This window comes from Stutzerimonas stutzeri SDM-LAC (genome assembly GCF_000235745.1).
GTDB classification, from domain to species: Bacteria; Pseudomonadota; Gammaproteobacteria; order Pseudomonadales; family Pseudomonadaceae; genus Stutzerimonas; species Stutzerimonas stutzeri_H.
In genome coordinates, this window is the sequence record NZ_AGSX01000004.1 from 16,945 (window position 1) to 31,687 (window position 14,743).

Consider the following 14,743-nt stretch of genomic DNA (forward strand, 5'->3'; position numbering starts at 1 on the left):
GGTCTCGTCATTCAATGTCTCGATAGCACCTACCGCAGGGAAGCCCGTGTTCTCCGGCAACGTTGTCAATGCGTATAACCGGGCAGTGATGACTAATGGGTTGAGCGCCCCTCTAGGAAATCACGGTAGTAGTCCAACGTGGCGAGGTTCTTGTCCTTGGCCTCGAACATCATGTCGAACCGATCGAGGAATTCACGGGCATAGAGATTAGTCCAGCGATTCCACATGCGTTTGCTGTGGCTATAGAGATCGCGCTTGCTGACCTTTTGCAGCAGTGCAGGTATTTCCAGCTTTCCATCGATGCTGAACCCTAGCTCCATCAGGCTTTCGGGTGGCTGCGAGTAATGCATGGCTGGCCGTACGCCGCGCCAGCTGTCGATGATGCGTGCGACGCGCGGGTCCTGTGGGTCGATATAGCGGTCCTCATTGATCCAGCAGTGGTGAATGTCCAGGACCACGGGTGCAAGGTCGGCGAGTTGCAGGCAGTCGTCGACGCCGTAGGTCTTTTCCTCGTTTTCGAAGGTGATGCAATTGCGCGCCTCGGTGGAGAGTCGCGGCCAGATGCTGCGGATGCCGTCGATGCCCAGGCGACCCGCGATATGCACGTTGCACTTGAAGTCCTGAAACTGCCGGCCGAAGCCCATCATGCGGATCATGTCGGCGTGATATTCGAACTCAGCCAGGCTGTTCTCGACGACCTGAGGCTTGTCAGAGCCGAGCACGCAATATTGCCCAGGGTGCAGCGACAGCCTGATTCCGGCTGCTCGGGCGCGCTCGCCGATCAGCGCAAAGCCTTTTTCCATCCTCGCTTGCACTTCGGGCTGGCGGTAGAAGTCAGCTGCTTCCGGATGGCTGTAGAACGGCAGCAAGTCGCTGCTCAGGCGCAACATGCGCAGCGGTAGTGGCAAGGTCTCGACGTAATCGAGCATGCGTAACTGCGCAGCCAGGTTGTGTTCGATGATGCCGTTCAGCTTCTCGCGCGCGACCTCCTGCGACACGCTGTTGAGCCAACGCAACGTGGTCGAGCGCGGATTGAACGCACGCTCGATGGCTTCCAGTTCCTTCAGCGACTCGCTGTGGCCGGGGTGACGGTACATGCAGGCAAAACCGATCTTGTACATAACGACCTATGCCGGGCGGCGCGGTTGGTAGCCGCTGCAAGTGAATGTCTTGTTTAGTACCCCGGAAGTACATGGCGTGCCATGGACCTGATGAACAGTCGACCGCAACAACTCGAACGGAACCCGTAAAGCCAATACATCTGCCGATGGGTGCATCCGTGTCCTGGCCCGTGCGAAGCGTCGGGCCATCGCCGCGACCACTGCTCGCTCGGCAGGCAGCCAGCGGTGAAAAACCCGTACCATATCAACCACCTGTTGATGCTCTGGTTGGTTTTTCGATGTTTTCTGCCGTCAAACGCTACAAGCTCCTGGTCTCGGGTGCCTTGGCGCGTTGTTTCCCTCGCACCTCAGCTTATCTGCAATCGGAAGAGGAACTGTTGTTGCGGCGCTGGCCGAACGCAGCTGCCAAGCAAGCCTTGCAGCGCACGGGCAAAAAGCCAGGTGCAACGGCGAAGATCGGTCGGACGATCAAGTCCCCTGCGGCGGCAGCTACTCCAGGCAAGCCTCGCGCAAAAGCTCGCAAACCGACCAGTGAAGGGATTTATGGGCCGGCTAAGTTGACGGTCGATGAGCAGCAGATTCAGGCAATGCGTCTTCGTGTCGGTCGCGCGGTAGAGGCTGGCGTGATCTGCACGCCGTCGGATGAGCAATGGGCAATGATCCTCGGAGACAGCCCGGTGACGCGCATCTTTGCGGGCGCCGGCTCGGGCAAGTCCACCACCCTGGTGCTGCGTGTGGTGTTCATGCTCTGCCATTTGGGCATCGCGCCAGAACGGCTGACCGTCATTTCCTTCACCAACGCATCTTGCGCCCAACTGCGCGAGCAACTGATCCGGGTGCTGGGTTTCTGGAATTTCGATTTCGATCCGGCCAGCGCGCGGCAGTGCGTGAGAACGTTCCATTCGGCAATGGCTGCGATGGCCAGGGATGTGCTCGGCAAGCCGGTCTGGTTCGAGCAACTGGACGAAAAGGGTGCCTCGCCTCTCGAACTGGATAACCCCTTGACCGCTTCGCGTATGCGGCCGGCCCAGCAGCGACTGCTCAAACAGGCCTATCAGACCTGCTATGCCGAAGAAGAGCGCTTTCGCGTGCTGGTTCACGAGCTGCTGCGCTTGCCGCCACCAGAGGTTAACAAGCGCGTGCCAAAGGCGCCCCTGGACGCGTTCAAGCTGGCTGGCGAGTTCACCCCAGTGCCGCTGTTCGAAGCGTTCTACGTACAAGCCGGGTTTATCGAAAGCATTGGTATCCGCATCGACCAGATGCAGCCCAGCCGGCTGCAGGGTCAATCGGCTGAGCGAACCTTCAGCGAGGCCTTGGTGCTGTTCTGGCAGCATCTCCAGGCATTGCTCGCGTCTCAGGGAATGACCACCTTCAACGGCGCGTTTCAAGCGTTGACCCAGCGTCTTGCGGCGTCCGACCGCAGCGTGCCGTCCGCGGCATTGACGCCGTTCAGCCACTTGCTGATCGATGAATTTCAGGACATCTCACCGCAAATCGTACAGTGGCTGCAGGCGCTGCACCGTGCGCTGTCAAGCCAGGGCGAGGCCGTCAGCTTGATGGCCATCGGCGACGACTGGCAGTCGATCTACGGCTGGCGCGGCAGCTCGCCGGAGCTGTTCATGGATTTCGACAAATACTTCCCTGGCCGCGGCGCATCGAAGAAGAGCAGGGTGCTGCTGCTGAATACCAACTACCGTTCAATCGAGCCCGTCATCCGCGATGGTGAAGCCGTGTTGAGCGGGGTGACATTCAAGCAGGCCAAGGTCAGCCAGGCGGCCAAGGCGACACAACCGGGTGATCATGGCGTGAAACTGATAACCCGCTTCGATGTGAAGACGCGGTTGCCGGAGCTGATCCGCGAGATCCAGGCCCAATGCGAACATGTTGCCGCTCGCCCGAATGCTGACCGCAACGCGGTGCTGGTACTCAGCCGGCGCAACGAGCCATTGCGGGCCATCGAGGCGCAGTTGGACCGCAAGCTGCCGGTCAAGACTTACACCATTCATCGCGCCAAGGGCCTGCAGGCAGAGGTCGCGATCATCGTCGACGATTGTCTGCCAGCCGAGCGCCATCCTTTGCGAAACGCGCTGTATGCCTACTCAGGTTTCTTCCGTAACAGTTATGACCAGGCGATGGCCGACGAGAGTTTGCGCCTGGCCTACGTGGCGATCACCCGAGGCGTCAGCCGTGTACTCTGGTACACCCAGAAAGCCCAGGGCGCGACACGGCTGCTGGCAGACCAACGCAAGAAGCGGTGAGCCAGGCCGATTAGCGGGCGATAGCCGTCCGCAGCTGGGGTCACAAATGCACTGACATCCGATATCGAAGCACAGGAGCACATCGAATGCTGAAACTCTGGGGACGACTCAATTCGACCAACGTGAAAAAAGCGCTCTGGTGCCTGGAGGAGCTGAATATCGAATACGCCCGTGTCGATGCCGGCGGGATCTTCGGGGTGGTTGGCGAGGCGGACTACATTGAAAAGAACCCCAACCAGCTGGTGCCTTGCCTGGAGGATGGCGAGTTGGTGCTGTGGGAATCCAACGCCATCGTTCGTTATCTGGCGGCGCGGTACGGTGAGGGCATCTTGTGGCAGGTGGATCCGGCGCAGCGCGCCCAGGCTGACAAGTGGATGGACTGGGTCACCTCGTCGCTGGCCGCACCGTTTCGCACAGTGTTCTGGAACATGGTGCGCACCGCGCCGGAACAACGCGACATGCCAGCGGTGCTTGCCGCAACAGCGGAGTGCGGCAAGTTACTGGCGATTGCCGACCGGACGTTGTCGGAACAACCCTACCTGTCCGGCGCGTCGTTCGGCATGGGCGATATTCCGCTCGGTTGTTTCGCCTATGCCTGGTTCGAGATGCCCATCGAGCGGCCCGACCTGCCGCACCTGCAGGCCTGGTATGAGCGGCTGCGGCAGCGCACGGCGTATCAGACGGCTGTGGTTACACCCTTGACCTGAAGCGTCCTGAAACGGTCGCTCGTGGGAAACGAGGAAGCTCCAGCGCTGACTCCGAGAGCGAACGAATTTAGTTTGCCGGAGTGCCTGGGGCCAGCTCACCAAAGGCCTGCCGGATCAGCAATGGCAACTGCTCGCCAGCCGGCCCGGCCAGCGCAAATTCCCGCTCGCCGCAATCGGCTCGAGGTTGCGGATTGACATGGACGACCACCGCACCGCCACGCCAGGCCAGCCCCGGAACCTCGGCGGCGGGGTAGACCATTCCGGATGTGCCAACTGAGATCAGCAGGTCGCACGACTGTGCAGCAGCGAAGGCGGCACTCAGTGCTTCAGTCGGCAGGCTTTCGCCGAACCAGACCACGCCGGGGCGCAGCTGGCCACCGCACGCCGTGCAGCGCGGCGGCTCCAGACGACGGCCGCCTTCGGGCTCATCCGCCATGTTTGACGGTGCGTCTGGGCATCTACCGCAGCCGAAACAGCGAGGCTGATGAAGGCTACCGTGCAAATGGACCACGTCGGTGCTGCCAGCTCGCTCATGCAAATCGTCGACATTCTGGGTGACGAGCGTGAGGCGTGGGACGTGGCGAGCCAGTTCGGCAACGGCGGTGTGGGCGGGGTTCGGCTGGGCCTGCAGTACTTTCATGCGCCGCCATTCGTACCATCCCCAGACGAGCGCCGGGTCCATCCGAAAGGCTTCGGGTGTAGCCAGCGATGCCGCGTCGAAACGCTCCCACAGCCCGGTGAGCGAGTCGCGAAATGTCGGGATACCACTTTCTGCCGACACGCCTGCGCCTGAGAAGACTACAACGTGCCTGGCGCGACGCAGTGCATCGATCAGTGGGGCTGGGATCATGGATTGACTCCTTGCATAGTCGCTAGCAGACGTCGACCAATACCATTCGAGACCGTCGAACGCCAGAGGCGTCCATCGTCGCCTGACACCTGTCCCCAGTGCGCGTCAACTAAAACAGCGCCAATCTTAGCGGGTAGTCTCCAAGGCCAGGGCGATCCACTTTCTGCCGGCGCCGGATCCCGAGCGATCGTTGTGGGGCGTTCGGCGGATGGTTCGCAGTGTCCGCAACATATCGAGAGAGCGGGGTACGCGACTGCTTCGGGAGCGCCGTTGTACGAACGAAGCCCCGTGAAGTCGTCAATCAGCGTACGGCGAAACGACCACTGAGCGTGCCCAAGCGCGAGGCCAGCGCGCTCAAACCGGCACTGTCCTGCTCCAGCTGGTTGGCATCTACAGCGTTCTGCTCGGCAATCTGCTGAACGCTCTGCAGGTGGCTGGTGATCTCCGCGGAGACAGCGGTTTGCTCATGGGTGGCGGCGGCAATCAGCTCGTTCATGTGGCTGATGGCTTCGATCTCTTGCGCCATGGAGTCCAGCAGCTTCGTGGTTTGCTGGCTGTCGTCGACGCACCGGGCCACGCCCTGCCGGCTGTCCTGCATCGATTCGGCCGCCTTGCGGCTGCTTTGCTGCAGACGCGTGATGATCTCCTGAATCTCACGTGTCGAGGTCGCCGTTTTCTGCGCGAGGTTCCTCACCTCATCGGCCACTACCGCAAAGCCCCGGCCTTGCTCCCCGGCCCGAGCGGCTTCGATGGCAGCGTTCAAGGCCAGCAGGTTGGTCTGTTCGGCGATGTTGCGGATCACTTCAAGCACGCGCCCGATCTGTTCGGATTGGGCGGCCAGGTCTTGCATGACCGCGTCGGTTCCGTCGATCCGCTGCGCCAGCTGGGCGATTTCCTCGCGGCTGGATGCCATCGCTTGCCGGCCCTGTCCAGCCTTCGCGTTTGCGGCTTGTGCCGCTTGTGCAGCCCGATCGGCATGGCCCGAGACTTCTTCAATGGCCGTCGACATCTGCTGCATTGCATCGACCATCTGCGCGGTTTCGCCCAGTTGCAGATCGGCGCCGTCGCGCATTTGCCGGGTAGCGGCGCTCAGGCTGCCAGCCGTACCGTCGAGCCCGCGAGCATCGGTTACTACCGCGCTGACCAGTTTGGACAGCTGATCGATCAGGTGATTGAAGCGCTCAGCGACAGGCCCGCTGGCTGCGGAGCGCTGATGCAGGTCGATCCGCTCCGGGTTGCGGGTGATCTCTGCCGCGGCGAGCAGCAGTGCTTCGCCTTCGCGCGCTTCAGCGTTGGCGCGCACCGCCAGATAAATGAGGATGGCACTCTCCAGCACCACATAGAACGCATGCAGGAAGACTTGTCCCCAATTGCCGCTGGGCATCAGGAACACCCCGGCTGCCTGCTGTTGCAGCGCAAAGAAGGCCAGGTGATGCGCTGCGATAGTCGCCGCAGCCACCACGATCGGCAGCCAGTCCCGGTAGTACACCAGAAACGCGAGCAGGGCGAAGATGCCGAAATGCATCTCCAACATGCCGTGTTGCTGATTGATGTGCAGCGCCGACATGATCATGAACGCCGCACCGAAGAGGCAACGCATCAGCCGCTCGCCTGCGATCAGGGCGTTGAGCACCGTCATCGCAACGGCAGTACCGCCACCAATGACGATCGCCTGTGCCCAACTGCCGCTCATCGCTGCCAAGCCGAGCGCATAGACGACGAGAAACCACAGCACGCCGAGCATGATTCGATCAGCCTTGCGGTAGTGGTCTTGCATGGTGAAGGTCGTGCTGTTCATTGTTGATTCTCGTAAGGCGCTCGGGCGCGCATCGCTATATCGGCTGGTTTGGGATTGGAGCTCTGACCGCCCATCGCCTCAGCGGCAAGGCCGCATCAGGAACCGGTTGTGATTGCGCTCGGCGGTGGACCAACGCGCACCTTGTAACGACAGGTGATTTGCGGACAGGAGTCGTATGGGGGGGGCCTGTCCGGTTCCGAAGCCGCTCACAACGGCTCTCCCAATTGCCTGAAAGCCGAAAGCGCACGGTCGCGACTCATCGGCAAATCGACGATTTGCGGTGGGTAATCGACGCCAGCAAGCAATCCGTGCAGTTTCGCCGGGTTGTGAATTGCTCTGTTGTCCAACTCGCCCAGCTCGGGCAACCAACGCCGCAGGAAACGGCCATCCGGATCGAACTTGGCGGACTGACTAAGCGGATTGAACAGTCGGAAATAGGGCACCGAGTCGGTTCCCGTCGAAGCGCTCCACTGCCATCCGCCATTGTTGGCTGCCAGGTCGCCGTCGATCAGGTGCTGCATGAACCAGCGCTCGCCTTCGCGCCAGTCGATTAGCAGGTTTTTGCTCAGAAACATGGCGACGATCATGCGTAGGCGGTTGTGCATCCAGCCGGTTGCCAACAACTGGCGCATCGCCGCATCGATGATTGGAAAACCGGTACGGCCTTGCTGCCAGGCGGCCAGCTCATCCGGCGCGTGACGCCATGGCAGGGCTTCGCTTTCACGCCGGAACCCCCGGCCCATCGAGACGTGTGGATAGCCGACCAGGACATGTTTGTAGAACTCGCGCCAGAGCAGCTCATTGATCCAGGTGACCGCACCGGGATTGCCACTGTCGAGTTCGCCCCGATTCGCTCGCAGCGCGGCATGCAAACATTGACGGGGGGAAACGACACCCGCGGCCAGATAAGCGGACATCTGACTGGTACCCGGCTCGGCAGGGAAGTCGCGACGTTGTTGGTAGTCTGCCAGCGCGTCTTCAGCGAAATGCGCGAGACGCAATTGGGCGAAATCTTCGCCAGCTGGCCACAGCGAACGTAAGTAATCACTGGGCCGGGTAAACCCTTCGACTGTTTGCGGCACCGAATCGCTGACAATCGGCAGCGAAGGCTGACGATCCGGGACCGGGACGCAGGCGGGAAGTGACTGCGTCAGCCGGGCATAACACAGCTTTCGAAACTGACTGAAGACTTTGAAGTAACCACCCGACAGCGTCGTGATCGTGCCTGGCGCAAACAACAGCTGATCGAGGTGGCGGCGCATGCAGGTGGGCGTTTGCTGCAGCGCTGCGGCGACGGCCTCGTCACGGCACTGCTCGTTGGCTCCGTATTCGTCGTTGACGTGCAGGGTGTCGATTTCATAGGTACGGCAAAGATCGGCAATCAGGGCCGGCACGGCCTGCCAGTCTTCAGCGCTGCGGATCAGCAGCGGAACGTTCAGTTCCGAGAGACGTACCGATAGCTCAGCCAGGTTGCGTAGCCAGAAATCGACTTTGCACGGCGCATCATCATGGGCCCGCCACTGGCCCGGCGTAATCAGATAGAGCGCTACCGTCGGGCCGGCGCTCATTGCGGCATTCAGGGCACTGTTGTCACTGACGCGCAGGTCGGCGCGTAGCCAGAGAAGCTGATTCATTCCAGAAAGCCTTTGGATTTTTCAAGCAGCGGCCCCGCCTGCAGGACTTCGAGCGCCGCAAGCGGGTCGATGGCGAGGGTAAGGCCGGGTAAGTTGCGCAGTTCGGCCAGGTGAATGCTGGCTGCCGGCCCGACTAACAGCAGAGGCAGCTCTTGCGTGTCGGCCAGGCGTGGTAATTGCCGTTTGAGGTAACCGCTGTCCAGCGACTGGCTGGCATACATCAGCAAACCCCGCGGTTTGATCCGTTCCAGGGCGAGCGGCAATTCCGTCAGCGGTACCGACCACTCAATCACTTCGGCAGGGCAGCCCGCGCTGGAGACCAGCCAGGCGCTGAGCCACAGACCCGGCTCGAAGGGCTGCTCGCACAAGGTCGTCAACAGCAACGGCGCGCCGCCATGCTGACGGTTGCTGTGGTAGATGCGAGTGCCGAGCTTGGTTCGTAGCCACGAATAGAACAAGCCACGCTCAAGTTCCGCGCCAAACGCGCCGGTCCAGCGCTGTTCGAGGCTCAGCAGCAGAGGCAACAGCAGGTGCTTGCACAGGGTAACCGGCGGATACAGGGAAAGCGCACGGTTGAAGCTATCGTCGAGCTGCCGCTCGGAAAGCTCGATGACGGCCAGAAACATCTGGTTCTGAAGACCGCCCCACTGGTTGTGCTCGGGCAGGTTGGGGCTCTGACGTGCGTCCAGCAACTGTTTGACCTGGCCGACCGCGACGCCCCGATTCAGCCACTTGAGAATGCTCTGGATGCGCTTGACGTGACTGCCGTCGTAGAGCCGATGACCCTTGGGGGTGCGGCGCGGCACGATCAGTCCGTAACGCCGTTCCCAGGCGCGAAGCGTAACCGGATTGACTCCGGTGAGGCGCGCCACCTCCCTGATCGGAAACCAGCCGTCTTCCCGACTCAGCGCGATGTCATCGTCAATGCTCAGGGCCATGGTCAGATGCCGTTGCGCAGGCTGAGATCTTCTGGGTGCGGCTGCAGATACACCTGGCTGGCAACGTAGCGATCCGGATGACGACGCAAGTGATGTTTCAGCAATGTCATTGGCACGACGAGCGGCACGATTCCTTCACGGTATTGGCTGATTAGACGTTGCAGCTCCTGCTTGTCGTCGCGGCACAGGTCGTTCTTCAAGTACCCGCTCAGGTGCTGCAGAACATTGCTGTGCGTGCCGCGCGAAGCCGCGGTCTTGAGCGCGGCCATCAGGTGACTGAAATAGATTGGCGCAAACTCATCCAGCGGCTTTGTGCCGACTGTCGCGACCATCCGACCGAGGGCTTTGTACTGCTCAGGATTGGTTGCCATCAGTTGGTACTTGTGGCGCGAGTGATAGTCGACCAGCGCCTTGCGGGTCAGCCCGGCGTCGAGCAACCGTTGCCATTCGGCATAGGCAAAGATTCGTGTGAGGAAATTTTCCCGCAGTACGGCGTCGTTCAGCCGGCCATCTTCTTCGATGGGCAGATCTGGCCGCGCTTCCATCAGCGCATGAGCGAACAGGCCGGAGCCGCCGCCATCAATGGGATGCCCGTTGGCCTGGTAGACCTTGACCCGCTCCATCCCGCAGGAGGGGGATTTCTGCATCAGGATATAACCGCTGATATCGCTCAGTTCGTGGGCGATTTGCTTGCCGTACGCGGTCAGCGCCTCGCTGACATCCAGCTCCGGGTGCACGGTGCCGACTGCGCTAGGGTTGTCTGGATCGCCGATCAGGCGGATTGGCTCCCGGGGCGTGCCCAGCCCTATGGCGACTTCCGGGCAAACCGGAACAAACTCGAAATGCCTGGCCAGCGTTTCGCTGCATAGCCGCGACTCTTTATGGCCGCCATTGAACCGCACCGGACTGCCAAGCAGGCAGGCACTGATGCCGACCTTTATAGGAGGGCGAGAGGTATTGGGCATGGGATCGGCCTCGCTGTGTTCTTGTACAGATCGGATTTTCTGTACAACGTGAGGTCATCATAAGCCCTTACTTGTACAAGTCAACCGCTGCTGTACAAGATTTGCGGAGCGCTAGCCTCGTGCGCTGAGGTTTGCTATTGCCAACCAAACAGCCACCGCTGATCGTCGCGCAGCTCACGCCAGTCGATCCACTGGTTGCGTCTAGTGAGGGCAGCCTGTAGCTCGACCTGCAGTAGAACGCCGTTTTCATCGCGCAACAGATCCGCGATGAGGAAGTGCTTTTCCTTGTTTTGCGGCTGAGTGGCTGTCCATTTAGAAAGCAGTAGCTTGTCTGGATTGAAACGATTCATGGTGTCCTGGTGTTGAGGAAAAGCCGAGATGCACTGGCTGCCGAATCGTGAGTTGTACATAGACTACGCTTGCGCCAATAAGTTATACAGCGCCAGATTGATGTACAGGCGCTAACATCACAATGTATCCCGCTGAATGACCGACGCGGGACCACGGCTAAGATGCGGAGGGCTCAATGAACATATTGCTCACCGGCGGGACCGGTCTGATTGGTCGCGCGCTGTGTCGACACTGGCTGGCACAGGGCCATCGGCTCTGGGTCTGGAGTCGATCGCCCACGCAGGTGGCAGAGCGTTGCGGCGAGTCGGCAATCGGCATTGGCGATCTGCGCGAACTCGATCAGGTCCCGCTTGATGCGGTGATCAACCTCGCGGGCGCGCCGATAGCCGATCGCCCCTGGACCAAGTCTCGTCGTCTGCTGCTGTGGGACAGCCGCATCAAGTTAACCGAGCATCTGGTCGAGTGGCTTGCAACGAGGCAGCACAAACCCGCAGTGCTGATCTCCGGCTCGGCCGTCGGCTGGTATGGCGACGGTGGTGAGCGGGAATTGAGCGAGGACGACAGCCCGGTTACCAACGATTTCGCCAGCCAGTTGTGTGCCGCCTGGGAGGAAAGCGCGATGCGAGCAGAGCCGCTTGGCATCCGCGTGGTACTGATCCGGACCGGGCTGGTGCTGGCGCCCCGAGGCGGGTTCCTGCAACGTCTCCGGCCGCTGTTCGCGTTAGGGCTTGGAGGCAGGCAGGGTAGTGGTCGTCAGTGGATGTCCTGGATTCACATCGACGACCAGATCGGCCTGATAGATTTTCTCTTGCACCAGCCCGATGCGAGTGGGCCCTACAATGCGTGCGCACCGCAGCCGGTGCGCAACGGCGAGTTCGCCAAGGCATTCGCTGCGAGCATGGGTCGACCAGCCGTTCTACCTGTGCCCGCTCTGGCCTTGAAAGCCAGCTTGGGTGAACTTGCTGGGTTGATTCTCGGCGGTCAGAAAGTGCGGCCGCTACGATTGCAGGTCGCGGGGTTTCAGTTTCGTTTCGTGACGTTGGATGCGGCATTGGCGGATCTGCGCAAGGCGTGACCGCTGTGTGAAAATAGCGCCGCGACCAACAGGTTGCGGCGCGATCCATTAAATCAGTAGTTGGAAATGTGCATGTCCGAGCAGGCGTTGTTGTTGGTCAATCTGGGTTCCCCGGCGTCCACCGAAGTGGCCGATGTACGCCGCTATCTAAACCAGTTCCTGATGGACCCCTATGTCATCGATCTGCCTTGGCCCGTTCGCCGGCTGCTGGTCTCGCTGATCCTGATCAAGCGACCGGAACAGTCGGCACATGCCTACGCGTCCATCTGGTGGCCGGAAGGATCGCCCCTGGTCGTACTCAGCGAACGCCTGGCGGACGCCGTCCGGCCGCATTGGAAAGAGGGCCCGGTGGAACTGGCGATGCGCTACGGCGAACTGTCGATTGAACGCTCGTTGCTGAAATTGGCGGCGCAGGGCATCAGGCAGGTCACCTTGGCGCCGCTGTACCCGCAGTTCGCCGACAGCACCACGACCACTGTCATTGAAGAGGCGCGACGGGTGATTCGTGATCGGGGCCTGGACATGCAGTTGTCGATCCTGCAGCCGTTTTTTGACCAACCGGAATACCTCGAGGCGCTGGTTGCTAGCGCCCAAGCGCATCTGGAACAACCATTCGATCACCTGCTGCTGAGCTATCACGGGCTGCCTGAGCGGCACCTGCGCAAAACGGATCCAACCGGCGCGCATTGCCTGAAAACCGACGATTGCTGCCAGCGCGCCGAAGGCACCGTGCTCGCCAGCTGCTACCGCGCGCAGTGCATTCAAAGCGCCGCTGCGTTCGCCGAGCGTGCCGGCTTGCAACCCGAGCAATGGTCGGTGTCGTTCCAGTCACGACTGGGGCGCGCCAAGTGGATCGAACCCTATACCGAGGCGCAGCTGGAAGCGCTGGCGGCCAGGGGCGTGAAGAAGCTGCTGGTGATGTGCCCGGCGTTCGTCGCTGACTGCATCGAAACGCTTGAGGAAATCGGTGACCGAGGCCGCGAACAGTTCGTTGCTGCCGGCGGTACGGATCTACAGCTGGTCCCTTGCCTGAACACCCATGAGCAGTGGGTGCAGGCGTTGGTCACGCTGTGTCGCCGGGCCCCTCTGGCGCTGTAAGCGACTCGCTTTGGCGTGCGGGTAAGCGACGCTCGCGCCACAGGGTCGAATCCGGCGCCTCGAACGCTTCCAGCGGGACGGGGCGGCTGGACAGGCAGCTGTGGAGCATGTCGCAGCTATCAGCGCGACGATCCGCAATACCCGCTGTTCGTCTCGTCCCTTCGGCAACTGATGACCGGAACACCTGCTAGCTGCGCAGAGCCGCAAGTTGCTCCCGGAGCTGCTGGACTTCGATTTCAAGCTCGCGGACTCGCTGCTTGGCTTCGACTTCCGGGGAGACGTCTTTCTGGATGCCGATGAAATAGGTGAGCTGGTCACCTTCGTTGAAAACCGGCGTGATGGACAACTCGTTCCAGAAGGCACTGCCGTCCTTGCGGTAGTTGCGGATGATCTGGCGGCAGGGCGTATTGTTGCGAATCGCTTCGCGAATCGCCGCAAGACCGGGCTGGTCACGGTCGTCGGCCTGCAGGAAGCGACAGTCCTGATAGAGGATGTCGTCGACCTCATAGCCGGTCAGCCGCTGAAATGCGGGGTTGGCGTAGATGAGGATGTTGTCTTCGCCTTCCTGCTCGGCTACCACGATACCGTCGTTGGAGGCTTCGATTACCAGTTGCAGCAGCTTGGCGTTGATCATAGGGGTGTCTCTTGTGCGCTTCGCGGCATTCTAGAACAACTACCTGAGCGCTGGCACAAAGGGTTTTGTAGCGAGGCGGCGCTGCCGGTCGGCAAGGCCGCAACCCGATACGTCGCAGGTGCAGAGCGCGCGGGCACCGTGGACTGAAAGCGCAAATCGCAACTCGGAGACATCGCACAATCCTGTACGTCTCTAACCTCTGCACAGCCTATGCCTGCAGACCCTTGAGTTACACTGCCCACCATTCCTTTGCATGAGCTGTCCGCGTCATGACTGAATTTGCCCGTGCTTCCTCGCTGCTTTCGTCGTCATCACTCAAGCAGGAAGAGTTGTTCCCGATCCGCGAGGTGTCTCGCCTGACGGGTGTCAATCCGGTCACCCTGCGAGCCTGGGAGCGCCGCTACGGCTTGATCCAGCCAACCCGCACCGAAAGCGGTCATCGCCTGTATTCGATGGCTGATGTCGAGGCAGTGCGCAGCATCGTGGCTTGGACGGAACGTGGCGTGGCAGTAAGCAAGGTCGGCAGCATTTTGTCGCGCAGTGCCGCCACCCGCGCGGCGGTGCGGCCCGAGCAGCAGGAGCCCGTCACCGGCGAGTGGCGCGAATGGCAGGCCCAGGTGCAGCGGGCTGTAAGCAGTTTCGATGAGGACCGCCTCGATCAGGTCTATGGGCAGATCTTCTCGACTTATCCATTACCCGTGGTGTTTCAGGATGTGCTGCTGCCGTTGTGGCAACAGTTGCTGGTGCGCCAGGAAGAGTTCGGTCACACCAGCGAGTGGCTCTTTCTCGATAATTTCTTGCGGGCCCGCGTGTTGCAGCGCCTGCAACTTGCCCGAGCCCAGACGGGAGATCGCGTGTTGCTGGCGGCGGTGCCTGGACAATGTCGCGAGCTGGAATTACTGATTGCCGGTCTGCTGCTCTCCAGTGATCAGGTCGGCGTCAGTGTGCTGGCCATCGGTCAACCGATGGATGAGCTGACGCTGATCTGCGAAAAGGTCCGCCCGCGCGCATTGGTGCTGTATTCCAACGTTCCGCCCAACGCCGCCTTGCTGAAACAATTTGCCAGGCTGGCGCTGAGCCTCGATTGCCCCCTGGCCATGGCGGGTGAGGCGGCCGAGTTTTCCGAGGAAGGGTTGCGCGGATCGCCCATCGCCTGTCTGGGCACCGCCGGCAAATTGATACAGCGTCGTCTGTTGCAGTTCCTCGACGGACATCTGGACACCTGACGGGGGCGGACCTGCCGAGCTGAGCGCAGGTTTTGATGCTTAAGCATCATTGTGCCGAGGGAGCCCCCGCGCGATCCTTTCAACTCTC

At 61.2% G+C, this 14,743-nt stretch carries 13 protein-coding genes; 5 read left to right on the plus strand and 8 right to left on the minus strand.

All coding sequences use genetic code 11. The annotated features are described in order from the left end of the window. Positions 1-92: 92 nt before the first annotated feature. Positions 93-1,121, minus strand: a complete 1,029-nt coding sequence (gene uvsE / locus PSTU_RS0100080) for a UV DNA damage repair endonuclease UvsE (RefSeq protein ID WP_019339009.1) — start codon at positions 1,119-1,121, stop codon at positions 93-95. A gap of 278 nt (positions 1,122-1,399) precedes the next feature. Here uvsE and PSTU_RS0100085 point away from each other — a divergent pair, with 278 nt between their 5' ends. Both PSTU_RS0100085 and PSTU_RS0100090 read left to right on the plus strand, forming a co-directional pair. Then, positions 1,400-3,379: a DEAD/DEAH box helicase gene (locus tag PSTU_RS0100085; protein WP_029404524.1), complete on the plus strand. Its 1,980-nt coding sequence runs from the start codon at positions 1,400-1,402 to the stop codon at positions 3,377-3,379. A gap of 86 nt (positions 3,380-3,465) precedes the next feature. Further along, positions 3,466-4,086, plus strand: coding sequence for a glutathione S-transferase (locus tag PSTU_RS0100090; RefSeq protein ID WP_019339011.1), 621 nt, complete (start codon positions 3,466-3,468; stop codon positions 4,084-4,086). 67 nt (positions 4,087-4,153) lie between these two features. Here PSTU_RS0100090 and PSTU_RS0100095 read toward each other — a convergent pair whose 3' ends face one another. From PSTU_RS0100095 to PSTU_RS0100120, 6 genes are all read right to left on the minus strand, one after another. Beyond that, positions 4,154-4,936 (minus strand): SIR2 family NAD-dependent protein deacylase, encoded by a 783-nt coding sequence (locus PSTU_RS0100095; protein WP_019339012.1) that lies wholly within the window; start codon positions 4,934-4,936, stop codon positions 4,154-4,156. Positions 4,937-5,237: 301 nt separating this feature from the next. Continuing rightward, a complete protein-coding gene (locus tag PSTU_RS0100100) occupies positions 5,238-6,734 on the minus strand; it encodes a methyl-accepting chemotaxis protein (RefSeq protein WP_019339013.1) in 1,497 nt (498 codons plus the stop codon). A 206-nt stretch (positions 6,735-6,940) separates the two neighbouring features. Continuing rightward, positions 6,941-8,368, minus strand: coding sequence for a deoxyribodipyrimidine photo-lyase (phrB, locus tag PSTU_RS0100105; RefSeq protein WP_019339014.1), 1,428 nt, complete (start codon positions 8,366-8,368; stop codon positions 6,941-6,943). Next, positions 8,365-9,306 carry a MerR family transcriptional regulator gene (locus PSTU_RS0100110; RefSeq protein WP_019339015.1) on the minus strand — a complete coding sequence of 314 codons (942 nt, stop codon included), beginning with the start codon at positions 9,304-9,306 and terminating at the stop codon, positions 8,365-8,367. Before PSTU_RS0100110 ends, phrB begins: the two co-directional genes overlap by 4 nt. Before the next feature lie 2 nt (positions 9,307-9,308). Further along, positions 9,309-10,271 carry a YbgA family protein gene (locus PSTU_RS0100115; protein WP_019339016.1) on the minus strand — a complete coding sequence of 321 codons (963 nt, stop codon included), beginning with the start codon at positions 10,269-10,271 and terminating at the stop codon, positions 9,309-9,311. 134 nt (positions 10,272-10,405) lie between these two features. Next, complete coding sequence (locus PSTU_RS0100120; protein ID WP_029404526.1) at positions 10,406-10,621, minus strand: TIGR02450 family Trp-rich protein; 216 nt, start codon at positions 10,619-10,621, stop codon at positions 10,406-10,408. A gap of 176 nt (positions 10,622-10,797) precedes the next feature. Between PSTU_RS0100120 and PSTU_RS0100125 the strand changes: the two genes are divergently transcribed. Next, positions 10,798-11,697, plus strand: coding sequence for a TIGR01777 family oxidoreductase (locus PSTU_RS0100125; RefSeq protein ID WP_019339018.1), 900 nt, complete (start codon positions 10,798-10,800; stop codon positions 11,695-11,697). Between the two features lie 72 nt (positions 11,698-11,769). Next, positions 11,770-12,795: a ferrochelatase gene (gene hemH / locus PSTU_RS0100130; protein WP_019339019.1), complete on the plus strand. Its 1,026-nt coding sequence runs from the start codon at positions 11,770-11,772 to the stop codon at positions 12,793-12,795. Between the two features lie 187 nt (positions 12,796-12,982). Here the strand turns inward: hemH and PSTU_RS0100135 are convergent, their stop codons facing one another. Then, positions 12,983-13,429, minus strand: coding sequence for a PAS sensor domain-containing protein (locus PSTU_RS0100135; protein WP_019339020.1), 447 nt, complete (start codon positions 13,427-13,429; stop codon positions 12,983-12,985). 269 nt (positions 13,430-13,698) lie between these two features. Between PSTU_RS0100135 and PSTU_RS0100140 the strand changes: the two genes are divergently transcribed. Continuing rightward, positions 13,699-14,655: a MerR family transcriptional regulator gene (locus PSTU_RS0100140; RefSeq protein WP_019339021.1), complete on the plus strand. Its 957-nt coding sequence runs from the start codon at positions 13,699-13,701 to the stop codon at positions 14,653-14,655. The last annotated feature ends 88 nt before the right edge of the window (positions 14,656-14,743 follow it).

Bases quoted from the DNA above. Each gene is read 5' to 3' on its own strand.
- PSTU_RS0100090 (WP_019339011.1), top strand. From the start codon at position 3,466: ATGCTGAAACTCTGGGGACGACTCAATTCGACCAACGTGAAAAAAGCG.
- PSTU_RS0100085 (WP_029404524.1), top strand. From the start codon at position 1,400: ATGTTTTCTGCCGTCAAACGCTACAAGCTCCTGGTCTCGGGTGCCTTG.
- PSTU_RS0100125 (WP_019339018.1), top strand. From the start codon at position 10,798: ATGAACATATTGCTCACCGGCGGGACCGGTCTGATTGGTCGCGCGCTG.
- PSTU_RS0100110 (WP_019339015.1), bottom strand. From the start codon at position 9,306: ATGGCCCTGAGCATTGACGATGACATCGCGCTGAGTCGGGAAGACGGC.
- uvsE (WP_019339009.1), bottom strand. From the start codon at position 1,121: ATGTACAAGATCGGTTTTGCCTGCATGTACCGTCACCCCGGCCACAGC.
- hemH (WP_019339019.1), top strand. From the start codon at position 11,770: ATGTCCGAGCAGGCGTTGTTGTTGGTCAATCTGGGTTCCCCGGCGTCC.
- PSTU_RS0100135 (WP_019339020.1), bottom strand. From the start codon at position 13,429: ATGATCAACGCCAAGCTGCTGCAACTGGTAATCGAAGCCTCCAACGAC.
- phrB (WP_019339014.1), bottom strand. From the start codon at position 8,368: ATGAATCAGCTTCTCTGGCTACGCGCCGACCTGCGCGTCAGTGACAAC.
- PSTU_RS0100140 (WP_019339021.1), top strand. From the start codon at position 13,699: ATGACTGAATTTGCCCGTGCTTCCTCGCTGCTTTCGTCGTCATCACTC.
- PSTU_RS0100095 (WP_019339012.1), bottom strand. From the start codon at position 4,936: ATGATCCCAGCCCCACTGATCGATGCACTGCGTCGCGCCAGGCACGTT.
- PSTU_RS0100100 (WP_019339013.1), bottom strand. From the start codon at position 6,734: ATGAACAGCACGACCTTCACCATGCAAGACCACTACCGCAAGGCTGAT.
- PSTU_RS0100115 (WP_019339016.1), bottom strand. From the start codon at position 10,271: ATGCCCAATACCTCTCGCCCTCCTATAAAGGTCGGCATCAGTGCCTGC.
- PSTU_RS0100120 (WP_029404526.1), bottom strand. From the start codon at position 10,621: ATGAATCGTTTCAATCCAGACAAGCTACTGCTTTCTAAATGGACAGCC.